Source organism: Pseudomonas sp. LS-2 (assembly GCF_003605735.1).
Classification (GTDB): Bacteria; Pseudomonadota; Gammaproteobacteria; order Pseudomonadales; family Pseudomonadaceae; genus Aquipseudomonas.
In genome coordinates this window covers 83,805-109,905 of sequence record NZ_QXTJ01000008.1, presented here as the reverse complement: position 1 = coordinate 109,905, position 26,101 = coordinate 83,805, and the positions used below count along the sequence as shown (strand labels likewise).

17 protein-coding genes and 3 pseudogenes are annotated in these 26,101 nt (G+C 59.6%); 13 read left to right on the top strand and 7 right to left on the bottom strand.

The genetic code is table 11. From position 1 onward, the window contains the following. Positions 1–183 (top strand): annotated as a pseudogene (locus D3M70_RS32655) (DNA-binding transcriptional repressor DeoR); the annotation flags it as partial. A 24-nt stretch (positions 184–207) separates the two neighbouring features. On the opposite strand, the gene D3M70_RS04805 reads toward D3M70_RS32655, so the two are convergent. Beyond that, entirely contained in the window at positions 208–1,122 is a 915-nt protein-coding gene (locus tag D3M70_RS04805) for a LysR substrate-binding domain-containing protein (protein WP_120124767.1), read from the bottom strand. A gap of 255 nt (positions 1,123–1,377) precedes the next feature. On the opposite strand from D3M70_RS04805, the gene ssuD reads away from it, so the two are divergent. Then, the gene (gene ssuD / locus D3M70_RS04800) at positions 1,378–2,514 is read left to right on the top strand and encodes an FMNH2-dependent alkanesulfonate monooxygenase (RefSeq protein WP_120124766.1); all 1,137 of its coding nucleotides are present in this window, start codon (positions 1,378–1,380) and stop codon (positions 2,512–2,514) included. Positions 2,515–2,696: 182 nt separating this feature from the next. Further along, positions 2,697–3,839 carry a sigma-54 interaction domain-containing protein gene (locus D3M70_RS04795; RefSeq protein ID WP_375232921.1) on the top strand — a complete coding sequence of 381 codons (1,143 nt, stop codon included), beginning with the start codon at positions 2,697–2,699 and terminating at the stop codon, positions 3,837–3,839. 37 nt (positions 3,840–3,876) lie between these two features. Here D3M70_RS04795 and D3M70_RS04790 read toward each other — a convergent pair whose 3' ends face one another. The 4 genes from D3M70_RS04790 to rlmM all read right to left on the bottom strand — a co-directional run bounded on the left by D3M70_RS04790 (position 3,877) and on the right by rlmM (position 8,009). Further along, on the bottom strand, positions 3,877–4,365 hold the full coding sequence (locus tag D3M70_RS04790) for a hypothetical protein (protein WP_120124765.1): 489 nt from the start codon (positions 4,363–4,365) through the stop codon (positions 3,877–3,879). A gap of 213 nt (positions 4,366–4,578) precedes the next feature. After that, the gene (locus D3M70_RS04785; RefSeq protein WP_120124764.1) at positions 4,579–6,006 is read right to left on the bottom strand and encodes an FAD/NAD(P)-binding protein; all 1,428 of its coding nucleotides are present in this window, start codon (positions 6,004–6,006) and stop codon (positions 4,579–4,581) included. 236 nt (positions 6,007–6,242) lie between these two features. Next, positions 6,243–6,806, bottom strand: coding sequence for a helix-turn-helix domain-containing protein (locus D3M70_RS04780; protein WP_120124763.1), 564 nt, complete (start codon positions 6,804–6,806; stop codon positions 6,243–6,245). A gap of 135 nt (positions 6,807–6,941) precedes the next feature. Further along, positions 6,942–8,009, bottom strand: a complete 1,068-nt coding sequence (rlmM, locus tag D3M70_RS04775; RefSeq protein ID WP_120124762.1) for a 23S rRNA (cytidine(2498)-2'-O)-methyltransferase RlmM — start codon at positions 8,007–8,009, stop codon at positions 6,942–6,944. A gap of 244 nt (positions 8,010–8,253) precedes the next feature. Between rlmM and D3M70_RS32650 the strand changes: the two are divergent. From D3M70_RS32650 to D3M70_RS04750, 6 genes and pseudogenes are all read left to right on the top strand, one after another. Beyond that, positions 8,254–8,800, top strand: a pseudogene (locus D3M70_RS32650) (aconitase family protein); the annotation flags it as partial. 1 nt (position 8,801) lies between these two features. Then, positions 8,802–10,955 (top strand): aconitate hydratase AcnA (gene acnA / locus D3M70_RS04770; RefSeq protein ID WP_256659709.1); only part of this gene is annotated, 2,154 nt, incomplete at its 5' end. 354 nt (positions 10,956–11,309) lie between these two features. Further along, on the top strand, positions 11,310–12,104 hold the full coding sequence (locus D3M70_RS04765) for a CPBP family intramembrane glutamic endopeptidase (RefSeq protein WP_120124761.1): 795 nt from the start codon (positions 11,310–11,312) through the stop codon (positions 12,102–12,104). A gap of 105 nt (positions 12,105–12,209) precedes the next feature. Next, positions 12,210–13,775, top strand: a complete 1,566-nt coding sequence (locus tag D3M70_RS04760; RefSeq protein ID WP_120124760.1) for a PAS domain-containing methyl-accepting chemotaxis protein — start codon at positions 12,210–12,212, stop codon at positions 13,773–13,775. A 269-nt stretch (positions 13,776–14,044) separates the two neighbouring features. Further along, positions 14,045–14,716 (top strand): hypothetical protein, encoded by a 672-nt coding sequence (locus D3M70_RS04755; RefSeq protein ID WP_120124759.1) that lies wholly within the window; start codon positions 14,045–14,047, stop codon positions 14,714–14,716. Positions 14,717–15,143: 427 nt separating this feature from the next. Continuing rightward, positions 15,144–15,803 (top strand): hypothetical protein, encoded by a 660-nt coding sequence (locus D3M70_RS04750; RefSeq protein ID WP_120124757.1) that lies wholly within the window; start codon positions 15,144–15,146, stop codon positions 15,801–15,803. 102 nt (positions 15,804–15,905) lie between these two features. Here the strand turns inward: D3M70_RS04750 and D3M70_RS04745 are convergent, their stop codons facing one another. Then, on the bottom strand, positions 15,906–17,525 hold the full coding sequence (locus D3M70_RS04745; RefSeq protein WP_256659708.1) for an autotransporter outer membrane beta-barrel domain-containing protein: 1,620 nt from the start codon (positions 17,523–17,525) through the stop codon (positions 15,906–15,908). A 99-nt stretch (positions 17,526–17,624) separates the two neighbouring features. Here D3M70_RS04745 and D3M70_RS32645 point away from each other — a divergent pair, with 99 nt between their 5' ends. From D3M70_RS32645 to D3M70_RS32640, 4 genes and pseudogenes are all read left to right on the top strand, one after another. Then, on the top strand, positions 17,625–18,407 hold the full coding sequence (locus D3M70_RS32645) for a hypothetical protein (protein WP_256659706.1): 783 nt from the start codon (positions 17,625–17,627) through the stop codon (positions 18,405–18,407). 248 nt (positions 18,408–18,655) lie between these two features. Then, entirely contained in the window at positions 18,656–20,494 is a 1,839-nt protein-coding gene (locus D3M70_RS04740) for a hypothetical protein (RefSeq protein ID WP_133306434.1), read from the top strand. Between the two features lie 239 nt (positions 20,495–20,733). Next, positions 20,734–22,587, top strand: a complete 1,854-nt coding sequence (locus tag D3M70_RS04735; protein ID WP_120124754.1) for a hypothetical protein — start codon at positions 20,734–20,736, stop codon at positions 22,585–22,587. A gap of 1,597 nt (positions 22,588–24,184) precedes the next feature. Then, a pseudogene (locus D3M70_RS32640) lies at positions 24,185–25,219 on the top strand (hypothetical protein); the annotation flags it as partial. Between the two features lie 113 nt (positions 25,220–25,332). Here the strand turns inward: D3M70_RS32640 and D3M70_RS04725 are convergent. Beyond that, positions 25,333–26,019: an alpha/beta family hydrolase gene (locus D3M70_RS04725; RefSeq protein WP_120124752.1), complete on the bottom strand. Its 687-nt coding sequence runs from the start codon at positions 26,017–26,019 to the stop codon at positions 25,333–25,335. Positions 26,020–26,101: the final 82 nt, after the last annotated feature.

Here is a 26,101-nt window from a genome sequence, read left to right as displayed (position 1 = left end):
AAGCAGAAGGTCCTGCGCCAGGCCCGTCACTGCATGTTGCTGGCCGACCACTCCAAATTCGATGCCGTGCGCACTGCGCATTTCGCGGCCCTGGAGCAGTTCCATGTGGTGGTCAGCGACAAGAAACTGCCCAAGGCCTACCGCGACCTGATTCAGGGCTACGGGGCGCAACTGGTCATCTAAGCGGGCGTGAAGACCGGGCCGGACCTACAACGACAGCCCCTGGAAATGCGCCTGCAGAAACTCCACGCACACCCGCAGTTTTCCCGAGTTCGCCAGACGTGTGGGGTACACCGCCCAGACGTTGGCGCTTTCGGTGTACTGCGGCAGGACCTGCACCAGGCGCCCTTCATCGAGCAACGGTTTGACGTCCCATAGCGAACGTTGCAACACCCCTCTTCCGTCCAGCGCCCACTGCAAGACGATCTCGCCGCTGTTGGACGACAACGGTCCGCTGACCCGGACGCTCTCCGGCACCCCGTCGCGTTCGACATGCCAGATGCCGAAGGCGTTGTCGCGCTCCTTGATCACCAGACAATCATGCTGCTGCAAATCCGCCAGTTCGCGGGGCGTGCCGCGACGTGAAAGGTAATCCGGTGCGGCGCACAGCACCCGCCGATTGCTGACCAGTTGACGGCCGATGTGCTGTCCGGGGATGTCGTCGCCGACGCGGATTTCCAGGTCGAACCCTTCGCTGACGATGTCCACCACGCGGTCGAACAGATCCAGTCGTACCTCCAGCTCCGGGTAGACCTCGGCCAGTTTCGAGATCGCCGGGGCCACATGATTGCGGCCGAAACCAAATGAACTGCACAGGTGCAGCCTGCCCCTTGGAGCGGAATGCGCGTCGGACAGTTCGTCATGCAGCAGCTGAAAGTCTTCGAGGATTCGCACCGCCCAGCGCTGCACCCGCTCGCCGTCTTCGGTCAGCGCGACTTTGCGGCTGGTGCGATGCAGCAGACGCGTCGACAGGGTCGATTCGAGAATCTGGATGCGCTTGCTGACGTAGGCCGGGGACAGGCCGAGTTCGTCGGCCGCGGCTGCAAAGCCGGCCTTGCGGATCACGGTGAGAAACACCCGCAGGTCTTCGGGGAGTGGCGCCACTTCTTTTTTTGAGGTCATGCGGCTTCTGTCAGCTAAATGAAGAAATCACGTGTCGGAGCCAGCAAGGCGGCTCCCACATGTCGAATCCCGCCACGATACCACTGCTGCCCTGACAACCATTTCGGAACATGAACAGCAGCATATCTCCAAAAGTTCTAAAAATATGGAATTCAGTTCTTTTACGGAATAAATCTCAAGCTCTATAAATAGCCCCACTTGCTCAACGGCAGCTCAGTATTTTTCACGCCCCCGATTCTGCTCGAAGGACTTCTCATGGATGTTTTCTGGTTTCTACCGACACACGGCGACGGCCACTTTCTCGGCACCACCAAGGGCGCACGCCCGGTCACCCTCAACTACCTGAAGCAAGTGGCCCAGGCCGCCGACGATCTGGGCTACCACGGTGTGCTGATTCCCACTGGTCGCTCGTGCGAAGACTCCTGGGTAATCGCCTCGGCACTGGTGCCACTGACCGAGCGCCTGCGCTATCTGGTGGCGATTCGTCCGGGGATCATCTCGCCCACCGTTTCGGCGCGCATGGCCGCGACGCTGGATCGTCTCTCCGGCGGGCGGCTGTTGATCAACGTCGTCACCGGTGGCGATCCAGATGAAAACCGGGGTGACGGCAGTTTCCTGGACCACAGCGAGCGCTACGAAGTCACCGACGAATTCCTCAAGATCTGGCGTCGGGTGTTACAGGGCGAAGCCGTGGATTTCGAAGGCAAGCACCTGAAGGTGCAGAACGCCAAGGCACTGTATCCACCGATCCAGAAACCCTACCCGCCGCTGTATTTCGGTGGATCCTCCCAAGCCGCCCATGAGCTGGCCGCCGAGCAGGTCGATGTGTACCTGACCTGGGGCGAGCCCCCTGCCGCCGTCGCCGAGAAGCTGGCCGACATCCGCGAACGAGCCGCGCGCAATGGCCGGACCGTGAAGTTCGGGATCCGTCTGCATGTGATCGTGCGCGAGACCAGCGAAGAGGCGTGGAAAGCCGCCGACACGCTGATCGAGCACATCAGCGACGAAACGATTGCCGCTGCGCAGAAGTCCTTCTCGCGCTTTGATTCCGAAGGCCAGCGGCGCATGGCCGCGCTGCACGACGGTCGCCGGGACAATCTGGAAATCGCCCCGAACCTGTGGGCCGGTGTCGGCCTGGTGCGTGGCGGAGCTGGCACTGCGCTGGTGGGCAACCCTGAAGAGGTCGCCGCACGGATCAAGGAGTACGCCGATCTTGGCATTGAAAGCTTCATCTTCTCCGGCTACCCGCACCTGGAAGAGGCCTATCGCTTCGCCGAGCTGGTCTTCCCGCTTCTGCCCGAGCCGTACCGCAGCCTGGCCGGTCGCGGCATCACCAACCTGACCGGTCCGTTCGGCGAGATGATCGCCAACGATTTGCCGCCGCAGAAGTAACCTTACAGAAACCCTGTTGATCGTTAACCAGACAGCCACGTTGCGGGCTCCCCACCTGTAGCAGTCCGGCTTGCCGGCGGTAGCGCCCTCAATGACGTCACCGCCGGCAAGCCGGACTGCTACAGAGTTCAGCGTGGCGTACGGGAGAGCCGTTCCCTGCTCTCACGACAAGGAGTCCCCCCATGAACGCCAGCGTACCGCTTCAACCCCAAGTGATCCCAATGCAACTACTGACCCTACCGCCCTCACCCGCTTTGGCCACTTCGATTCGCGCCACGGCGCAAGTGTTCGAAGACCCCAAATCCCAGGCGTTGCTGGCCCACATACAACAGGTCGCGCCCAGCGATGCCAGCGTGTTGATCATCGGTGAAACCGGCACCGGCAAGGAACTGGTGGCGCGTCACATTCATAACCTGAGCAGCCGTCATCATCAGCCGTTCGTGGCAGTCAACTGCGGCGCGTTCTCGGAGTCTCTGGTTGAGGCCGAACTGTTCGGCCACGAGAAAGGCGCCTTCACCGGCGCCCTGACCGCCAAGGCTGGCTGGTTCGAGGAAGCCAACGGCGGCACCCTGTTTCTCGACGAAATCGGCGACCTGCCCATGGCGATTCAGGTCAAGCTGCTGCGCGTGTTACAGGAGCGCGAAGTGGTGCGTCTGGGCTCGCGCAAAAGCACACCAATCAACGTCCGCGTTCTGGCCGCTACCAACGTGCAACTGGAGCGCGCTATCAACGCGGGGCATTTTCGCGAGGACCTGTTCTATCGCCTGAACGTGGTCAATCTCGAGTTGAGCACCCTGCGCGAGCGCCGCGGCGACATCATGCCGCTGACCCGACACTTCATCGAGGTCTACAGCCAGCGCCTGGGCTGCGGGCCGATTCGCATCAGCAGCGAGGCCGAGCACAAGCTGCGCACTTACAGCTGGCCGGGCAACATTCGCGAGCTGGAAAACGTCATTCACCACACGCTGTTGATTTGCCGAAACGGCGTGATTCAGTCCAGCGATCTGCGCCTGTCCAACCTGCGTCTGGAACGTCAGGACGAGTCCGCGGCGGCAGTCGACGACTCCACTGAAGCCTTGCTGGGGCGGGCGTTTCAGAAGCTGTTCGAGGAGCAGGCCGGCGCGTTGCACGAGAAAGTCGAAGACACGCTGCTGCGGGCCGCGTATCGCTTCAGCCATTACAACCAGGTGCACACCGCCCAATTACTGGGCCTGAGCCGCAATGTGATTCGGGCGCGGCTGATCAAGATCGGTGAACTGGCGGTGAACAAACGCCGCCCCGGCGAACAGCTTCAGGGCGACCGGATGATGCAACTGTCGGTTTGATCCGGTGCACCGGAAAATCCGGTCCGTACTGGCGGGATCAGGACTGAAGGTTCTGCGGGCTGACCAGCGTGCCCGCCAGGGCCCGGTCAGCGAGCGACAGCTTCATCTGCTGCATGGCCTGATTCAGCTCGTTGGTGGCCTGAATGAGTGAGTTGGTCATGGCCATGATTTCCATCTGCAACTGGCGCATCTTGCCTTCGCGCACTCTGGGCGACAGCGAACGGTCGCTCATGAACGCCTGCATGTCCTGCATGCGTTTGGCGATGCGCTCTTGAATCGAGCGGATCATCTTTAACTGATCCTTGATGCGATCCGGCAGGTGAGAGGCGTCGATGTCGGCGTTCTTGTCGCCGGTTTTCGCCGCTTTCTGCGCTTCAGGTGAGAGCAGCACTTCAACGCTTTGACGCATCTGCTCGGCCGCAGTCGGCGGCGCCGTGATGTCTTCGGTGCTCTGCTGGTTTTTCGCCAGGGTCTGCTGCAACAACGTCGCGGCCTCGGCCGGGTTTCTGAAACTCAAGCTCATCATGAATGAATGCCTCCATAGCCCAAATAATCGCGTCGGTCCGCCCGGCAGACTCAGACAGATTTACCGGGGCGATACAGGGCTGTCGGCTCGTTCGGATAGCGCTTTAGGGCAAGTGGCCATAACTGTGTCGGGGTCGACACAATTAAAGCCAAGGGGGATGCCCGTGGGGTAAACGGCTGTAGGTCATAGCAAGCGCCTATCAGAAGCGCCACCTTACCGCGATTGCCGTTGAGTCCCCGCCAGACGCGCAGCCAATGCCTTGGCCTGTAGCGCCACGTCGGTGACGGCGGTGCTCTCCCACCACAACCCGCGCAATGGCGGCCCCATGGCAAACAGTCGATCCGAGACCTGGCCGTGCGCGTCCAGCACCGCGCCACCGGGGTCAGCTGCAATGCCCAACGCCAGCGGTCCTGGTTGAATCAGGCCGCGCTTGAGCAATTGCCGGGGCAAAGCGCGATCAACGCGACGCCAGTCGTACTGAATGCCTGTCGAATTGATCAAGGCCGTACCGGTTTCAATTTTCGGTTGATCTTCGCCGCGATAGCGCACGCTGATCCGCACGTGCCCGGCCTGCGGTGCTTCGACGCCTTGCAAGGACGCCGCGTGAATCTGCAGGCGCCCCTCCCTCACCAGGCGATCCAGGAGTTTCGCGCTGGGCGGTGGCGAGCGGTGGTGATGACTTTCCCACCAGGGCCGCACGTGACGTACGAACTGGCGACGCTGAAGGTCAGTCGCTTGACTCCACAACCGAGGGATATGCACGCGTACGGTGTCCAGCGGCGCTTGCCAGTCGATACCTTGCTCGATGGCCTGTTCGCACTGTTCACGCAGGGCGCGGACCAGTTGCCGAGTACTGCGAATGCCGTGGTCGGCACCGAGAAAATCAGGCCAGGCCGGGGGCTGGCGTCGAACGTGGGGCAACAGGCCATGACGGGAAAACACATCGATGGGGCCGCGATGCCCGGCCTGCTCCAGCGAGACCACGGCGTCGACCATGGTCAGCCCGGAACCGATGATCAACACCCGCCCCTGCGGATCGAGCTGCCTCATGGCCTGGACATCCCATGGGTCGACAGCAGCGGCATTCAGGTCGTTGGCGTCACGCTGGGGCGTGCGGGCGGCGGCGAACATGCCGGTGGCGAGGACGGCAAAGTGTCCGTACAACTGAGTCTCGTCAGACAACGTAATGCGTACGCCCTCGGCGTCGCTGTTCAGGTCGATGACTTCTGCCCGCACATGCTCGACGGTCGAGCCATGAACCGCGCCGACAGCTTGAGCCTCAGCCAGACGCTGTTGCACGTACAGACCGAAAATTCCCCGCGGTGGAAACAGCTCGGGGATCGGCACATGCTGTTCGTCCGACGCGGGCCAGCCGCCACCGGCGATGTAATCGGTCAGCCATTGGGTGAGGTCGTTGGCGTCGTCGGGGTCGACACTCATGCGCGCCGCGTTGCCATTGAGCGTATGACCCAGCTCGGTGGCGCTGTAGGCCTCGCCGCGTCCCACCTCACTGCGTGATTCGATGATCACGATCCGACGCCGTCCCGGCAGACGGAGCAGTTGCACCGCCAGCATCGTGCCGCTCAGCCCGCCTCCGATGATGAGGATGTCTGCGTCAGGTCGGTTGTTGTCTGAGGTCATGAGTCTTCGCCTTGTTCTTCGTGTTCTGATCCCGGGCGGGAGCGCGCACGCCTGATTATGGACAGCGTGCCAATGGATTCAAACAGGACGTTGGTCGGTCCTTTTCGGTAGAAGGATGCAGGGCACGGCACGTGCCGGCATTTGGCGGATTTACGTGGGCACAAAACGGGCAAACTGTTGATCCGGTGTTGCTGGCGCAGCAGGCGTGGATCAGTGCCCATCTTCAAAGGGCTGGCTTACAACACCACGTTCCTGACGAACCGGACCAGCGTCTGACCATCATTGCGATACGCATGGCGCCGATTGCTGGCGAACATGAAAAACTCGCCGGTGGCGAGGTGCCGTACGTCTTCCGGCAAGGCCACGGTCAGCGTGCCTTCGATGACGAAGACCTGCTCGCTCCAACCGTCGGGGTCAGCCTCGGAGACATACGCCTCCCCCGGCGCCAGGCTGAACTCCCACAGTTCCACCTCGCGCCGCGCAACGGCCTTGGCCAGCAACACCGCTTTGCTCTCGGGGGATGAACCGGCCCAGGCGACTTCGTTGATGCGGCTCGAATCACGCTCGTCCGGGGCCTGAATCAGATCGCTGAATGCCACCTCCAGCGCCTCGGCCACCCGGTCAAGGGTCGCCAGACTGACGTTCTTTTCCCCCGCTTCGATGGCCACCAGCATCCGTCGACTGACACCGGACTTTTCCGACAGCGCGGTCTGGCTCATGTCCGCCGCATGGCGCAGGCGCCGCACATTGAGGCTGACATGTTGCAGGACAGACGCGCGTGGTGAGATTTCCTTTTGCACTCGTTCACTTCCCCCTTGGCAGCTTGACGCGGTGCATCCTTGTGGCTCGGGACCGAACAGCGTTTCATTCGCCATTTCCTGAACGCTTGACGCCGCTACCGCCAACAAGCCGGACTGCTACAGGACCTGCGCCGCCTATACCTTACGCTTCATATCCAGCCGACGCAGATGGCAGGTCACTTCCTCACGGTCGTGGTACAGCTGTTTGCAGCCGATCGACACCTTGACGCCCCGCGCCTTGAAACCTTCCTCGATGCGATCGAGCAGACGCCGCACTTCGGCATAACGCTGTTTCATCGGCAGTTTGAGGTTGACCACGGCCTCGCGACACAGGCCCTCCCCCAACCAGGTTTCCAGCAGCGCCGCGTTGCGCGCAGGCTTTTCGACGATATCGCAGACCATCCAGTCCACCGGCTGGCGCGGTTTGTAGGTGAAACCGTCCGCCATGAGATGCTGCACCAGGCCGGTGTCCATGAGGCTCTCGGCCATCGGACCGTTGTCGATGGCAGTGACCAGCATGCCGCGTCTGACCAGCTGATACGTCCAGCCACCTGGCGCCGCGCCGAGGTCAACGCCGGTCATGTCGCCGGACAGGCGCTCATCCCATTGATCGCGCGGGATGAAGTGATGCCAGGCCTCTTCGAGTTTCAGGGTCGAGCGGCTCGGGGCTTCGCGAGGGAATTTCAGGCGCGGAATGCCCATGGGCCACATCGCCGAATTGCGAGCGTCGGCCAGACCCAAAAACACCTCGCGACCGCTTTTGAAGGTCAGCAGCAAGCGCGGCAGGCTCGGGTTGTCCACCAGCTTTCCGGCCTTTTCCAGCGCCTTGCGCAGCGGGGCTTCGAACTTGCGGCAGAAGGTCGACAGCTCCTTGCCGTCGTTGGTATCGACCACTTCCAGCCACAGGCTGCCGCAGGTGGAAAAGTCGGCCATGCGCTCCAGGATCACACTGATGCGGTCGGTTTCCGGTAAATCAACGAAAACCCCGCGAGCCCATTGGCGAGGAAAGATCAGATCGGTGAAGCGCACGCCGTTCATCAGGCGTTCGGCGCCCACTTCTTCGGTGCAGACGAATTCGGCGCAAGCCGCGTTGGGCTTGGCTTTGGCGTAACCGGACACACCGATCAGCGCAGCGTGCTCGCTGATTTCCGAGCAGACCTCGCCTTCGAAGCCTGGACGGCAATGCATGAAAAGGGTGTTCACGGATGGTCTCCTCGTGCGCCGGATGCTGATCCCGCGCAACCTATACTTGAGGATTAACCTCAATGACTCGAAAGCGGCGCATGATAGCCGAATCAGGAACCACTGGCGCACGCCAAAGGTCCAGTACTACTCATTGATCACAAAACGCGCCACGCAGAGCGCTCGACGAATATCGTCTTACCGACCCGATTGAATAGTGTGATTCGCCCGTCCGTACCGTGCGGACTCGTCAAGGAGTTAGTTCATGCCCTCCCTCGATAGCCTGAAAAGCCTCAAGACACTCGACGTCAACGACAAGACCTACCATTACTTCAGCCTGCCCGATGCCGCGAAAACCCTGGGCGATCTGGACAGGCTGCCGATGTCCCTCAAAGTGCTGCTGGAAAACCTGCTGCGCTGGGAAGACGACAAGACCGTCACCGGCGCAGACCTCAAATCCATCGCCGCGTGGCTCACCGAGCGTAAATCCGACCGGGAAATCCAGTACCGTCCGGCTCGTGTACTGATGCAGGACTTCACCGGCGTGCCTGCGGTGGTCGATCTTGCCGCCATGCGCGCCGCCGTGGCCAAGGCCGGGGGCGACCCGCAGCGGATTAATCCGCTGTCGCCAGTGGATCTGGTGATCGACCACTCGGTGATGGTCGACAAGTTCGGCGACAACAAGGCCTTTGGCGAAAACGTCGACATCGAGATGCAGCGCAACGGCGAGCGCTATGCGTTCCTGCGCTGGGGCCAAAGCGCGTTCGACAACTTCAGCGTGGTGCCGCCGGGCACCGGTATCTGCCATCAGGNGAAGACGGCCGCACTTACGCCTTCCCGGACACACTGGTCGGCACCGATTCCCACACCACGATGATCAACGGCCTCGGCGTACTGGGCTGGGGTGTGGGCGGTATCGAGGCCGAAGCGGCGATGCTTGGCCAGCCAGTGTCAATGCTGATTCCCGAAGTGATCGGTTTCAAACTCACCGGCAAGCTTAAAGAAGGCATCACCGCCACCGACCTGGTGCTGACCGTGACCCAGATGCTGCGCAAGAAAGGCGTGGTGGGTAAATTCGTCGAGTTCTACGGCGACGGCCTGGCCGACCTGCCGCTGGCGGATCGCGCCACCATTGCCAACATGGCCCCGGAATACGGCGCCACCTGCGGCTTCTTCCCGGTCGATGACGTGACGCTGGATTACCTGCGCCTGTCGGGCCGCCCGGACGATACGGTCAAACTGGTCGAGGCCTATTGCAAGGCGCAGGGCCTGTGGCGTCTGCCCGGTCAGGAACCGGTGTTCACCGATGCCCTGGAGCTGGACATGGGGTCGGTAGTGGCCAGCCTCGCCGGACCAAAACGCCCGCAGGATCGCGTCGCGTTGCCTGACGTCTCCCAGGCGTTCTCTGACTTCCTGGGTCTGGCCCTGAAACCGACCAAACAGGAAGAAGGCCGTCTGGAAAGCGAAGGCGGCGGTGGCGTGGCGGTGGGCAACGCCGAACAGGTCGGTGAGGCCGAGTATGAATACCTGGGTCACACCTATCGCCTGAAAAACGGCGCGGTGGTGATCGCAGCCATTACCTCTTGCACCAACACCTCCAACCCCAGCGTGATGATGGCGGCCGGTCTGCTGGCGAAAAAAGCCGTGGAAAAAGGCCTGCAACGCAAGCCCTGGGTGAAAAGCTCGCTGGCGCCTGGCTCCAAAGTGGTCACTGACTACTACAACGCTGCAGGGCTCACCCAATACCTCGACACCCTCGGGTTCGATCTGGTGGGTTACGGTTGCACCACCTGTATCGGCAACTCCGGACCCCTGCCCGACCCTATCGAAAAAGCCATTCAGCAATCGGACCTGACCGTGGCCTCGGTGCTGTCGGGCAACCGCAACTTCGAAGGACGCGTGCATCCGCTGGTGAAAACCAACTGGCTGGCCTCACCGCCGCTGGTCGTTGCCTACGCGCTGGCGGGCAGTGTGCGGGTCGATCTGAGCAGCGAACCGCTGGGTGAGGGCAGCGACGGCAAGCCGGTTTACCTGCGCGACATCTGGCCGTCACAACAGGAGATCGCCGACGCGGTGATGAGCGTCAGCACCAGCATGTTCCATAAGGAGTACGCCGAAGTGTTCGCCGGTGACGAGCAATGGCAGGCGATTCAGGTCTCCAAGGACCCGACCTATGTCTGGCAGGACGACTCCACTTACATTCAGCATCCACCCTTCTTCGACGACGTGGCAGGTCCCTTGCCGGTGATCGCCGATGTGCAGAAGGCGCGTGTGCTGGCGATTCTCGGGGACTCCGTGACCACCGACCACATCTCCCCGGCCGGCAACATCAAGGCCGACAGCCCTGCGGGGCGCTATCTGCGCAGCAAGGGTGTGGAACCCAAGGATTTCAATTCCTACGGCTCGCGTCGCGGCAACCACGAAGTCATGATGCGCGGCACCTTCGCCAACATCCGCATTCGCAACGAAATGCTGGGCAATGAAGAAGGCGGCTATACCCTGCACGTGCCGAGCGACGAGAAGCTGCCGATCTACGATGCCGCCATGCGTTACCAACAGGAAGGCACCCCGCTGGTGGTCATCGCCGGTCAAGAGTACGGCACCGGTTCGAGCCGCGACTGGGCAGCCAAGGGGACCAACCTGCTGGGCATTAAGGCGGTGATCGCGGAAAGCTTCGAACGCATCCACCGCTCGAACCTGGTGGGCATGGGCGTGCTGCCGCTGCAGTTCAAGAACGGCCAGAGTCGCAAGACCCTGCAACTGACCGGGACGGAAGTGCTCGACATCACCGGCCTTACCGGCGCGACCCTGCAACCGGGCATGAGCCTGACCCTGCAGATCACCCGCGAGAACGGCACGCAGGAAAATGTCGAAGTGCTGTGCAGGATCGATACCCTGAACGAAGTCGAATACTTCAAGGCGGGCGGGATTCTGCATTACGTGCTGCGGCAGTTGATTGCTTCATAAGCCGATCTGACCCCACCAGGCCACACAGTCGGCTGTTGATTCTGGCCGCAGGCCGTGGGAGCCAGCTTGCTTGCGATATCTGCGGGGAACCGGCAGCAAATCCGGAGCATACTCTTTGCCTGACCCGGCGAATGTGTCTGGTTTTACTGCCGGTCTCCGACAGATCGCTGGCAAGCACAGCTCCCACGGCCTGCGGCCAGACGCAGAACTGTGGATGCCCTCCTCAGAAACGCCCTACACCACCCACCGAAATCTCCACGAAATTCTCGGACAACTTTCATCCCCATCCCACATGCGCGCGCGTTTAATCAACGCTAAAATCGCCGGCCTTATCCCACGCTCAAGGACGACATCATGCCGGCGCTTCGCTGGACCGCGCTCACGCTGCTTACCCTTGGTTACGGCATCGCGCTGGTCTACGGGCAACTGAGCATCCCCGTGGTGGTGACGGTCGGCCTGCTGATCATGGCAGGAATCTGTGTCACTCAGTTTGCCCACTGGGCCGTGCGTCTATTTGGCCACGTGCTCTTCATGGCGCTGGCAGCGGGGCTTGCCAGTCACTGGCTTCCGGGGTTCTTCAGTGCCCGGGCCATCGCCGGCACGCGATTCAGCCCTGAAGCCGCACCCTTTTCGATGTACCTCAATCTTGATAAACCACTGATCGGCTTCTGGATCGTCCTCGCCTGTCCCTGGGTGTTTTCCGCGCTGACGCTGCGTCGCGCATCGCTCACCACCGCCTTTACCCTGCCGATCACCACCGCCATCTGCCTGACGACCGCCATGGCGCTGGGGCTGACGGGCTGGTCCCCCAAATGGCCGGAGCAGGGTCTCATCTGGGCCGCCAACAACCTGCTGCTGGTGACGCTGACCGAGGAGTTGGTGTTTCGCGGCTACATTCAGGGCGGGCTGGCACGTCTACTCAATAACAAAGTGCCTTACCACCAGACTCTGGCGATCGTGCTCTCATCCGTGGTGTTCGGGCTCTCCCATCTCGGGGCGGGCTGGCAATGGATGCTACTGGCCGCAATGGCGGGCATCGGTTACGGCGTCGCCTACCGGTTCGGCGGACTGCCAGCAGCGGTCGTCACCCATTTCGGGCTCAATCTCGCGCATTTCAGCCTCTTCACCTACCCCATGTTCAACCGCTGAGGGGTGATCTGCGGCAAACCGTCCCATGACGCAGTTCACAAAACGCTTAATTTCCAGAGCGCTGCGCCGATAACCCATCAAAGCCTTTCCCGGATTGAACAGCTTATGCGCAATAACCAGCCCATCACCCAACGCGAGCGGACCTTCCCGGCGCATCAACGGTTGATTTCGACCACCGACGCCCGTGGCGTGATCACTTACTGCAACGAGGCGTTCGTCGACATCAGCGGTTTCTCTCACGATGAACTGATCAAGGCGCCACACAACACCGTGCGTCACCCTGACGTGCCATCGGCCGTGTTCGAACACATGTGGAGCACGCTCAAACAGGGTTTGCCGTGGATGGGCATCGTCAAGAACCGCTGCAAGAATGGCGACCATTACTGGGTCAACGCCTACGTCACGCCGATCTTCGAAAACAAGCAGGTTGTCGGCTTTGAGTCGGTGCGGATCAAACCGACCGCCGAACAGATCCGTCGCGCCGAAGCGCTGTACCAGCGTCTCAATGCCGGAAAGACCGCCGTGCCCGGCCGCGACAAGTGGCTGCCGGTTTTGCAGGACTGGCTGCCGTTCATTCTGGTCAGCCAGCTCAGTTTCCTGATCGGCGTGTGGCTCAACTCCTATTGGGGCTTCGCTATGGCGGCGGCATTGTCCGTGCCACTGGGCCTGTTGGGGCTGAGTTGGCAGCAGCGCGGCATCAAGCGCCTGCTGCGCCTGGCCGAACAGACCACTTCGGACCCGCTGATCGCTCAGATGTACACCGACAGCCGCGGCCCTCAGGCTCGTCTGGAAATGTCCATTCTCAGTCAGGAGGCGCGTCTGAAAACCTGCCTCACCCGTCTGCAGGACACCGCCGAACACCTCAACTCACAGGCCAGACAGTCCGACAGCCTGGCTCAGGCCAGTTCCAACGGCCTGGAACGTCAGCGCGTGGAAACCGAGCAGGTCGCCACCGCCATCAACCAGATGGCGTCGACCACCCAGGAAGTCGCCAGCCACGTTCAACGCACCGCAGACGCCACCCAGCAAGCGAATGAACTCACCCGCCGTGGCCGGGACATCGCCAGCGAAACCCGTGAAGCCATTCAGCGTCTGTCGGCCTCCGTCGGAGAAACCGGCCTGACCGTGACACAACTGGCCAAGGACAGCGACGAAATCGGCGGCGTGGTCGACGTCATCAAGGGCATCGCCGACCAGACCAACCTGCTGGCGCTCAATGCTGCCATTGAGGCTGCCCGCGCCGGCGAAATGGGCCGTGGCTTCGCCGTGGTCGCTGACGAAGTTCGCCAACTGGCGCAACGCACCACTGAATCCACCGGGCAGATCCACTCGCTGATCGCCAAACTGCAGAGCACCGCCAACAACGCGGTGCAGACCATGGAAACCGGTCGACGCCAGGCCGAACAAGGCGTCGAGCAAGTCATGGAAGCGGACAAGGCGCTGGTGGGCATCAGCGATGCGGTGGCGAACATTACCGACATGGCGACCCAGATTGCCGCCGCCACCGAAGAGCAAAGCTCGGTCGCCGAAGAAGTCAGCCGCAACATCAGCACCATCGCGCAACTGGCCGACCAGACCTCCGACGAAGCTCGCCGCTCCGCCAGCCTGAGCGCCGAACTGACCCATACCGCCCACACTCAGTATTCGCTGGTCGAGCGCTTCAACCGCTAAGAGCAGTCCGCAACAACCAAAGCCCCGACAGCCCAACTGTCGGGGCTTTTTTATGGGCGAGTGAAAAGTAGGACGTTTCCCAAGTTGCATAGAGATTGTAATAACAGGGTTTTACAGGGTTGACAGAGAGAGCGAATCGCTATTAGTTGAAAAACAGATTAGCGATAAATAATTAACACCACGGTGGTATTTTCGCTGATCCACAACCCTTAGTTAAACGCACATTAATCCTGAAAATGAGTGGATGCGCGTGCGCCCTGGAGAAAGTTATGACCCACACAGATATGAAGGCACCTATTCCTCTTGACCCACCTATTGTCGCCTTGGCAGATCCAGAAGACGGGCTGTTGAAAACGGTTGATTTGAACTCCCCGATCCCGGTCCAGGTGATGGTCTGGCCGGCGGCCGAGCCCGGCTATTATTTCCAGTTGATGTTGAACGGAGACCCCGTCGGTGAACGTAAAGTCATTGGCGAAAGTGACAATGCTTATGACTTGCTCACGGTTTTTCTCAGCGAACATCTGCTGGTTGAAAACGGTGCTTATCAACTTCGCTATCAAACAACCAGTCCTAACACAGATGTCAGTGATCTATCTCCCGCAACCGTTTTGAAGGTCGACCGTTCCCGGCCCGGTGCCGCCCTTCTAGCCCCGATGATCTTCCCTGAAGCCAGCTTCGGCGATGTGCTCACCGGCCTGGTCCCCGGCTACGCCGGGATGGAGCAAGGTGACGTCATCCAGACCTTGTGCAATGGCGCCGCAGGTCCCACGCACACAGTGCAGCCTGAGGAACTCACCCTTCGCCCGATCGAGATCGACTTTAAACGCGAGGTGATTCGAGGCCTTGCAATGGAGAATCTGTCCATCGAATACCAGGTCACCGATCGAGCAGGCAATCCATCGATCATGTCGTTGCCCGTCCTGCTCTCAATTAAATTGTAACTGCGATATTTCAGTATTCATTTGAATATCGCTCGGCATATCCTCCATGCAGTCGCATGGGGGGGATATGAGAACAACCATCTACCATGAATTATTTTTAATTATTTTTTTGTGCTTATTTCCCCACTTCCTACACGAACGTGGGAAGGGTCCTAACAACATGAAAAAATGACCACAACTGAGGAGAAGAGCAGACACTTACACGACCCCCAAAACACGGGGATTTTTGCAGCAACCCATAAACAAGGACAATATTCAAGAGTCAATATTTCGACAACACAACCCCGGCAAACCTATGTACCGAGTGCATTTGACAGGAACATTTTTCGAATCGACCATATGCATCCGAAACGCCCAGCCCTACAACTTTCATTGTAATCGCCTGAGCTTTTTAAACGCCGCATTACCCTCTGATCAAGGAGTTCCCATGGAAGACGAAAAGGACATCCAGCCTCCCATCGATATGCAGAAAAAGCCCACCGTGGTGGACGAGGAAACCACCCAAGATCCGTTAATGAATAACAGTGAAGTAGCCAACGATTCGATATCGGGTGCATCCGTGCCTTTCTATGAAGAACTGCACGCCGTCCCGGTGACAGATTCACCGTCGAAGGAGGCTGCCATCGATTATTCGTTCCTGGTGTTGCATGCCCCCGGATTCCCGTGGCAGGACAACGAAGAGAACCTCAGAGCAAACCCGATATTTCCGGCGCCCTACCTCAGCGGCGACACGCCCGACCGAGTGACTCAGGAGCAACTCATTGTCGGCGTGTACATCAACATCCCGCGCTCACCGAAACTATGGGCTGGTGACCAACTCCGGTTGCGCTGGGGCTACAACACTTTCTACACCACCGTCACCGAGTCCAGGGGGCGTACCGGACCTCGCCTGGTCCAGTACCTGAACAGCGAACGGTTGGGCGACTACAAGGACGGTATTGTGGAGGTTCTGTATGAAGTGGTTCGTCGCTCGAAACTGGTCGGCGTGTCCGAAACCCTCAGAGTCGAGCTGCAAGGCGTGGGCAAGACGCCGCCTCGGCCTCCCAGCCGAACCCGCGCGATTCGCCGCCGCAAGCTGCGTCCATGACCGGGGAGCCGTGAACATAAACCGCTGAAAAAGCCCCGGTTGCATCGCTGCAACCGGGGCCGTTTCTACATCGTTACAACAGGCGATCATTCGCCCGCGCGCTTAAAACGCCAGACGCAGACCGAGATTCGCGCCCCACGGCTGCTCGACATGCTCGCCCTTCATGTAATCGAAGTCGGCATGCACCTGCAGACGCTCGGACAACGATACCGATACCCCGGCGCCCAGCTCGGCCCGAGAGCCGAACAGGTCATTGTCGAAGCGCTGATCATTGACCTTGACGTCATTGCTACGGGAGAACTCATGCGCCCCTGCGACACGAACATAAGGCTGCACAACACCGCCATCCTTGAGCGCGAACTGCCGCCCGACGGTGGCACCGACCTTGCCCAATACCGACTGGGTCTGGCGGGTCTTGGCCTGCAAGCCATTGTCCAGCGTGTAGTCGCTGCCATCGATCCACACGCTCGACAACTGCGCGTACGGCTCGACGAAGTAGTCGTCAGGCAGTTTGATGTGCTTGCCGAACTCCACCGATCCGCCCACGGCCATGTTGCTGTAATCGCCCTTGGCCTTCGCGCCGTCGCTCATCGCCACCTTCGACTCGTTGTGAAACTTGTTCAGCTTCACCACGCCGTCCAGGTAATACCCCTCCTCCGACAGCCAGGTCCCGTAAGCGCCGACGTAATAGCTGTCGACCTGACCGGAGGTGCCACGGCTCAGGTCCAGATCCGACTTGCTGTAACCGCCCATCAACCCCACCAGCAACTGCCCGTCACCCACCGGCACCGGCGCATCGGCACCGAACGACAGCCCGTGCTGCTTCTGCTGATAATCCACTCCCGAATCGAGCGACGCATTGAAGCGGTTGCCATAAGTGCGAATCCAGCCACCGCCCGACACCTGCCCACGGACCTCGCCCATACGACTGCGCAAGGTGCTCAGCTCGCTGTTCCAGATCGTCGGCCCGACGTTGAACAGCGCCAAGGCGCTCTGGGTCGACGGGCTGATGATCTTGCCGGAACCGACAATGAACCAGTCCGTGCCTTGTTGCTCCAGGGCGTAGGAATAGACGCCGAGGTCGGCGCGGTTCTGGCTGCCGACCAGTTCGAACTCGGCGTCGCCACCTTCAGTATGGATGATGCGCAGGGCATCGAACTCCGCGGGCACCACTTGTGCACCGGTGTTCGCGACGTTGACGTGATGGAAACCGCTGGCCTGGCCGGTGACGTTCAGCAAGTCGCCGGTGGCGTTGTCCAAGTTGATGCGCATGTCGAACACACCACGCCCGGACAGCTCACCCACGGTCAGGGTATTGAACCCTTCTCCACGAAAACTCACCCGCCCGGCCCCCAGCTTCAGCACCGGCAGGCTGTTATCCCCCAGCATCTGCCAGCGCGCATCGGAGTTGATGGTGAAGCTGTCGACGTTCTGCACATTGCCGCTCAACCGCGCATCGTTCTGCAACACCGCATCCAGCCGCGCCTCCTCGGCAGCGTACAAGTCGCCCTTGAGACGGCTGTCGTCGACGATCAGATCGAGCTCGCTCTTGTCGTGGACCTCGACCAGATTGCCGTTGCCGGAGCGAAGCTCGGCGTTGTTTTGGAGGGTGATGGTGGCTTTGGCGGTATCTCGGTCGCCTTCAAGGACCTTAATTGCTGGACCCGAATGGCCTTCGATTCTGGAATGGTCGACAACAATGACACCGGCCGGGGGAGACATTCCAGTGCCTGGCATAAGTCCAGAACTGCTTACAGCAAGCCCCACCATCTCACCTTCAATGACGCTGTTATCGCGAATTTCAACGTTTGCGGAGGCAGAGTGAAGGCCGTTGCCTCTTCCATTTTGAGCCAGCAACCCTACCACCTGTGTGTCAGTCAAGATGAGGTCGCTGTTACCTATTCTCACTCCATCACCTGCACCAAGGATCGAGCTGCCGGTAATCGTCGCATCCGTGCGTACAGATTTAGCGTTATTGAGAAGCATGCCGGGCTTGAACGTGCTGACGATCAACGAGTTTTCAACCTCCAATCGTCCGCCGCCGAGGCGTATCGCCGCGTCGACGCTCGCCCCGTCAATCCGCTGTTCAACCAGACCGTCAGTGATTGTGACAACAGCTTCAGGGCTCATAGCCTTGATATTGTTGATCTCGCTGCCACTGAACAAATTGAGGGTTGCTTTCTCCTCGAGTTGATATTCCAAGCCTGTGGCTTCAGCGACGTTTTTTACTTCTCCACTGCGCACCACGATGGCACCTGGCAGCAATCGGCCTGTGTGCTCATCCCCGACGGCGGATGCAGCCAGCGAAACACCGCATACCACACCGATCATTTGCCAATGGCTCCCTGCGCCCCTGCGTTTTTTACCTTTGATCACACCGAGTGTCCTCCCTTAAAAAGAAAGGACAGCCTGAGGCCAGCGGGATATTTTTATAAATCCAAATGGAGATCGTTTTGCGCTGCAAATTCCCAATTGAATGTCGTCCAATTCCTACAGAGATATCCTCATTGTTGTTTCAGTGAAAAATCCATTGGAACTATTAACTCAGAAAAGCGGAGGTTTGAAGCCTACCCGGCACGTTCGGAGTCAATGCCAGCTTCCTAAACTTTTGTAGGACGTTTCTGCCCGTATAAAAACAGATGGAATTAAGTGGATAAAAAATATAAATATCTACCACCAACATTTGAAAGATCACCGACAGACGAGATGAGTCAACACTTGCTTAGCATGCGATTAAGCAGCGTAACGCCATCCAAACAGATCGGAGGCCAACCTATAAGCTCAACGAAGATGTAGCACACTTGAAGCATGACCTGCTAAATCACAATCAGCCAACCCAAAAGAGAGCAATCATGGAAAATATGAAAATACGCACGGTTCGAAACTTCTTTAATGTTGTATCGATCCCTCAATCAGATCCAATCGACGGCCTATTAACGCTCGAAAGCCTTACCCAGACGATCGAAATATTTTTCCCCGCATGGAATAATTCGGTCATAGGACATTCATACCAATTAACATGGGGCGATCTACAACCTTCTGAAAAAAAGTTCATTACCACCGAAAAACCCGGCGACCCGTTGAGTTCGATAATCCCATCAGAACTTCTGCTGAACGACGGGACCTATCAAGTAGGCTTCGTCGCTATTAACGAGACGGGGGGTCAGACTACCTACTCACGTACAACCCCTCTCACCGTCGACCGCACCCCACCTGGCGGCGGACTCCTCGCCCCTTTGCTCTTGGACCCCAACCAGCTCCCTCTAACCGAAGAATCACTTGCAGCCGCCAACAACGTCCTGACCGCACGCCTCCCCAGCTACTTCGATGCCAAATGGGGGGATGTGGTGCGCACGTACTGGGGCGATCAGCCCGGCCCTGAACGCACCCTGACTGCAGAAGAACTGGGCGGCAGCAACATCGTCTTCACCTTCGAGCGCAGCTTTCTGGAGCAGCTCGTCGATGGCGATATTCCGGTGACTTACACCGTGACCGACCGCGCGGGCAATCTGTCGATCGTCTCCGAACCGGCGCTGTTGCGTCTGAAATTGCGCAATGACCCCCAAGGCCTGCTGGCGCCGGAGGTGCCGCAGGCCAATGATGGGATGATCGAACACAACGACGCGCGCCATGGTGTACAGGTGCAGATTCCTCAGTACGGCAACGCTCAAGCGGGCGATGTCATCGTGCTGAACTGGGGCGGCGTGGCACTTGCCGGCCAGGTATTGACCGAAGCGGCAACCCTTCAGCCGGTAGCCCTGTCGATCATCGTGCCGTTCGACACCGTGCAATCGGCCGGAGACGGCGCAACAAAGGTTCTGTACGAGGTCCACCGCGACAATCAGTTGCGAGGCGCGTCACCCGTTTGCGTGGTAAACGTGTTTGTCACGCTGCCCGGGCCCCAGGACCCGATGCCCGCCACGTTAATCAACGAACAATTGGCGCCGCCGCAAATCCGTGGCAAAAGCGACAATACCAACCGGCTGCAAAACTTCCTCGATGAAGACGACTACCTGCTCAACGCCGATGCAGTCATCCCATGGCAAGACGGCTTCAAGGCCTGCGACCAGATTCACCTTTATTGGGGATCATGGCCGCTGCCGGTGGTGCGCTCTCTTGACCAAAACCATATCGACGCCGCAGCCGATCTTGTGATCTGCATCCCCAATGCGCTGATCGCGGGCGAAGGCGTCGGGCGCGCCATTCCCGTGCATTACACGGTGACCCACGCGGGCAATCCAAACACTTCGCGCTCCTCCACTCAACTGGTCCGGGTAGTGCGGCGGGCGCAATTGCCCGGCGGTGAATGTGGATTAACGGGCGCGATATTCAATCAGGCTGACGACACACATACGCTCCGGCTGCCCGCTGTTGCAGAGGGCACTACAGTATCGATAAAGCCCTATCGAAACATGAGCACTGGCGATCGTTTGTTGCTGACACTTTCCGGATTCGACCGGTGGATCGATGGACAACCCATGGAAGCCGCTTCGTTGGTTTTAACCAACACCGTGGATGACTTCCAGATCCTCAACGGCATTGTATTTAATGTGCCTAAAGCATTACTGGAACACTTTTCCACCGGACGTCTGGAAGCCAAGTACCGTATTGAAAACGACTACGGCATTGCCTGGTCGCTGAAAAGCGATGTGTATGTGGATCGCCGCACGCCACAAGAGGCTTGTGCGTGATCGATTGCATCACAACAAGAGAATTTAAAAAAATAAATATTTACCACCCCGTGTCTTGACACCCAGCCACAACTGCTATTAGTTGAAATACATCCTATATAGGGAACCACGTTTTTCTATATATGGATTAACCCAATTGCTACAGCCCGCTCGACACTTTTCGTCCCCGGGTAATTAATTGAAGTTCAGGCAGTCATTCTCGACAAGGATCCCGGCTGCCTTTTAAATGGAGAACTAACATGTGCAACTCACATCAACCGCCTTTGGTCACACGCCGTTCGAACAAGGCCCTGCCCATTCCAAACGTACCGGTTGCAGACCCTATCGATGGCCTGCTGACGCTGGAAGATTTGCAACAGCCAGTGGTGCTGAACCTCGTCGTCTGGCCCGAAGCCGCTGTCGGTCACTCCTACCAACTGACATGGAACAGCGTTCTCACCGGCGAGAAAAAGTACATCACCACTGAACAACCTGGGGATGCCTTGACGCTGGACATTCCGCCAGGTCTGCTCGCCAGCGACGGCAACTACGACGCTGGCTACGTGGCTATCAACGAAGTGGGTGGGCAAATCGCCTACTCCCCGGAAATCCCGCTGATCGTCGACCGCACCGCCCCCGGCGGCACCCTCCTCGCAGCGATGGTCTTCCCGATTGAAACCCACGATGGCGTTCTCACTTCCGCAGAGCTGACCGCTCTGGGCGATGTGCTCACCACCGAAGTGCCGGGTTACACCGGCATGGCGTGGGGCGACCGGATTCGTACCTTCTGGGGCGACGTGGTCGGGCCGGAACACACCGTGACCACGTCGGAGGTGAACGAGGACCTGGTGATGCTGAACTTCACCCGCGCCTTTCTGGAAAGCCTGGGCGACGTCGAGGAGCCGGCGTATTTCACCGTCACCGACCGTGCCGGCAACGTGTCGATCAATTCGCTCTCCAAGACCTTCAAACTGTTCCTGCAGGAAATCCCGCAGGACTATCCAGCGCCTGTATGCGTCCAAGCGGACGATGGCGTGATCGACGATGCCGACGCGCGCGCCACGGTGGCAGTGGACATTCCTCAGTACCCGAATGCCCAGGTGGGCGACAAGGTCACCTTGTACTGGGGCAGCAACCCACTGCCGGAAGTCACGCTTCAGGCAGGTGACGAAACCTCCGACCCGGTGTTCACCCTCAATGTGCCCTATGCGGCCATTACGTTGTCGGGCGATGGCGATGTCGACCTGCATTATGAGGTGCGCCGCAACGAGCTGGCGGTGGGCAGTTCTCTGCGCTTGTCGGTCAACGTCAACCTGACCCTGGCGGGTCCTCAGGACCCGGATCCGGAGACCCCGGAAAACGAGGCACTGGACCTGCCGATCATTCGCGGCACCAGCGGCAACCCCAACAACGAAGACAACGTCATCGACGAAGACGACTTCCTGCTGGAGGCCACGGCGGTGATCGGCTGGAAGGATGAGTTCGCGATCAGCGACCGCATCAGCCTGTACTGGGGTTCGCAGACCATGCCAGTGGTGTACACCCTGCGTTCTTCGGATATCGACCGCGACCTGCTGCTGACCATCCCCAACGAGCTCATGGCCGCAGAAGGTACCGGCGACGCGATCAAGGTGGCCTACACCGTGACCCACGCGGGTAATCCGAACACTTCGAGGTCTGCCGCGCAGAACGTCATCGTGCGTTCGCAAGGTGAATTGCCGGGCGGCCCGGATGGCCTGCTGCGTCCGGTGTTCACCAACGCCAACCAGTACAACGCGATCAGTCCGGTAAACAGCCCCGACGGCACGCCGATCTTTATCCCTGCCTACATCAACGCCGACAAATACCCGCGGGTAAGCGTGGTGTTCCACGGCTACAACCGGGCCAACGGTGATACGCCGGTGCCGGGGGGTAGCGTCGAATTCACCCACGTGCTGGACGAATTCGAACAAGTCGACGGCTACAGCTTCCGCGTGACGGCCCAGCAACTGAGCCTGATCTGTGAAGGTCGCGGCGAGGCCTACTACCGCGTCGAGGGCCCGGACGGCCTGATGGTCAACTCCCCCACCACTGAAGTGATCATCACCATGGCCATTCCGGGTCAAGGCTGCTGATCGCTTAAAGGGCGGGCCTTCGGGCTCGCTCACCCTAAAACAAGAAACAGGATGGATAACTCATGAATATTGCAACCAACGCTCTATTGCCCGCACCCGCGATGCAGAATCTTCACGACCCGAGCGGCATCGGTCATGCCGATACCCTTGACCCTCAGGTCTGGCTATCAGTGCGCGTCGGACCCTATATCGAGATCACGGCTGGCGATGTCATTGACCTTTATTGTGACAACCAACTGGCGTCCAACTACACGGTCAGAGAGGAGGATCTGACACCAGGCAGCGTCAACTTTGTCGTTCTCGCGCTTGATCAAAGATTCATTCACCCGCCTGAGATCAGCCTCTACTACGAAATCACCAAGCCCATCGGCGGGCAGAAAAACCAGTCGGCTGTTGCCAATATCCCGGTGAAGCTGACCTTGCCGGGCGGCACTGACACCAACCCTGCGACGCCTTGGGAAAACGAGCGCCTCATCAAAGCGAAGGTGCTACCCGAAGGTGTCATCACCTCCCCTGAAGGCGTGACGGTTGAAGTCGCGCCGTATGTGAACATGTTCGCGGGCGACCGATTGACGCTTTCATGGCATGGCGAACTGATTCGCATCGAGATCACAGAAGCGCAGGTCAACCAACCGGTGATCATTCCCATCAGCAAAGAGATCATCGAACTCGCTGGTGATTCAGACATGCTGGAGGTGCGGTACGAAATCCGGGACGTCGTGAACAACTGGTCACGCTGGTCCCTGCCTAGCTATGTCGAAGTCGAGGCAGGCAATTCGACCCTACCCGCGCCCATTACACCGCAGGCCCCGGGAATGGAGCTGAACCTCGATCAATTGTCCGGGGCAGATGTGAAGGTTCTGATCATCGCTCACGCGGATATTCAAAGCGGCGATGAGCTGGTGCTGCTGATGGAGCGCAATACCGCAGAGGGGATGTCGCTGGAAACCTACATCGAGAGCCAGATAGTCCGAGGGCAAAGCAGCTTCTACGAGTTTCAAGTGCCCAACACGCAGTTCAACCCCATCACGCAAGGTCGTGCACGACTGCGCTATCGCGTCAACAAATCAGCGGGTACCGCGCTTCGCTCTAAAAGCTTGTCGCTCAAGATCATCGGCCAGCCCATGGAATTAGCCCCCCCACGAGTCCCGGTCGCCGAGCAAAGTGGTGGCGTGTTAGATCCAGCGGCTCATGACGTCCAGGCGCAAGTGCCCGCTTATTACTTCATGTCCGAAGGCAACGACGTTCACCTGTACTGGATGGGCAGGACCGCAAGCGGAGCAAACGTCATGCACGAAGAATTGAAAACGGTGGCCCGTGGTGATGTGGGTAATCCGATCAACTTCATCATCCCGGACGAAAAAATCAGCGTACTTGCGGGCGGGTCAGTTGAGCTCTACTACACCGTGAACACCTTTGGGCGAGCTTTCTTTAAATCGCCTTCACTGCTCGTGTTGGTCAGCAACGACTACAGCACCCCCCTCCCGCTCCCCACAATCCTCGAAGCCGAAAACAACACCCTCGACCCCGCCAACACCTCCAACGGCGCGACCGTGGTCATCGGCGCCTCGGCCAATCTGCGCGACGGCGATTTCGNAAGCAGAAGGCCATCGGCGCAGCCGATGCGGGCAAGGACCTGTCAGTGGTGTTTTCCAGCGCGCTGGTCAATGTCAACGAAGGCAAGCAGGTGACGGTGTATTACAACGTTACGCGGGTGAACGGCTGGATGCAGCGGTCCGAACACTATTCGGTTCAGGTCTCAAGCCGTTGGTCGACGTTGCCTGTCCCGACCATGGACACGGTCCAGGCCGACGACGTCGTCAACCCCGGTCTGATTCCGGCATCGGGCGCAACGGTTCGTGTGCGCTATGAAATGCGTGCCGGTGATCGGGTCAAGGTGATCTGGGCCGGGGCGTCCCGATATGAAACGGCCGAGCAGACTGCGGGCAGCGGCACTGAACTGGTATTCACATTGCCGAAGTCGTTGATCACGGCGAGCGAAAACGCACAGGCGCAGCTGAGTTATCAGGTGAGCCGTTCGGGCGTCGAGCAGACGTCTGATCGTCGAACGCTGACAGTGCGTAGCGGGCTTAATTTCAATACGGCTGCGGTGACGCTTGCGGGCAAGGTTTATCTGTTGCCGGGTTACCCGGATCTGCTGCCGAGCTTTCCGGCGGGTACGACGGTGGAGCGCGTGGCCAGCGGAGGAACGCCTCCTTATAGCTATCGTTCGAGCAATCCGGCGGTCGCGCATGTCGACGAGTCGGGTCTCGCGTCCGTGCGTGGCAAGGGGACTGCGAGGATTTCCGTGTCGGACGCTGCCGGACAGACCCTGGGTTATGAAGTGACGGTGACGGGCGTCGTCGAATGCCATGGCGTAGGCGCAGGCAATCTGACGCAGATGTCCAATGCGGCGGGCGCGATAGGTGGCCGGGTACCAAGTATTCAGGAACTGGGGGAGATCCAGAACGCTTATGGCAATCGCTGGCCGATGGGCAACGGCAATTACTGGTCGTCAACCGTGGCCAAGGATGTGTTCGGGGCGAAGTGGTACTACGTGAAGAACCTGAACAGCGGAAAGGATTTCATGTTGCTGCACACCAATTCCAGTCTCTGCGTTGCCGTGCGCTGACCCGCTGCCGGCAGCCGGGCTTTCACTGACGCACTGATGAAAATACCCGAAGGCTTGCGGCCTTCGGGTTTGTCCGTCATCGAAGCGCCATTCAACGCTCGACTCGATGGCAATCAACGGAGCAGGTGCTTGCCGATGCGCTCGGCTGCGTCCTGAAGGCACGCCTCATAACTGAGGCCCGCTGCCTTTAGCGGTTTCAGATCATGATTGGCGGTCGGCAGCCAGTGCACATCGATGTGACTCGAGAGCGTGTAGCCCTCGACTGCGTCGCGGTTGCCCAGCGCATCGCGCTCCCCTTGAATGATCAGGGTCGGCGTGCGCAATTGGGCGAGGTGCGCCACGCGGGGCTTTTCAGGTTTGCCGACGGCGTAAAACGGGTAGCCCAGGCAGACCAGGGCCTCGACACCCAGTTCATCGGCGATCAGGCTGGCCATGCGCCCGCCCATGGATTTGCCGCCGATGGCCAGACGACCGCCGACCACGGAGCGCACGGCTGAATAGACGTCCCGCCAGCACTCCAGCAATTTCGCCTGGGGGTTGGGTGGGCGTCTGCCTCCGTCGACCCGGCGCTGAGCCATGTACGGAAATTCGAAACGCAACACACCAACCCCCAATGCGGCCAGACGCCGGGCCATGTCGTTCATGAATTCGCTGTCCATCGGCGCCCCTGCGCCATGGGCGAGAACCAGCGTCGCGGACTTGTCACTCCCGGAAATCGGCGCATTCCATAACCAGCCATGCTCTTTCGCCAGCTGCGCGCATTGATCGGCATCAGTACTCGCCGGATGTCCTTTGCTCATGCTTGCCTCGATTCGGTGAGCTGAATTGCACGGCGGCATTATGCCGCAGTTGTCGGATTCTCCGAATGCCGCACGAGGAAGA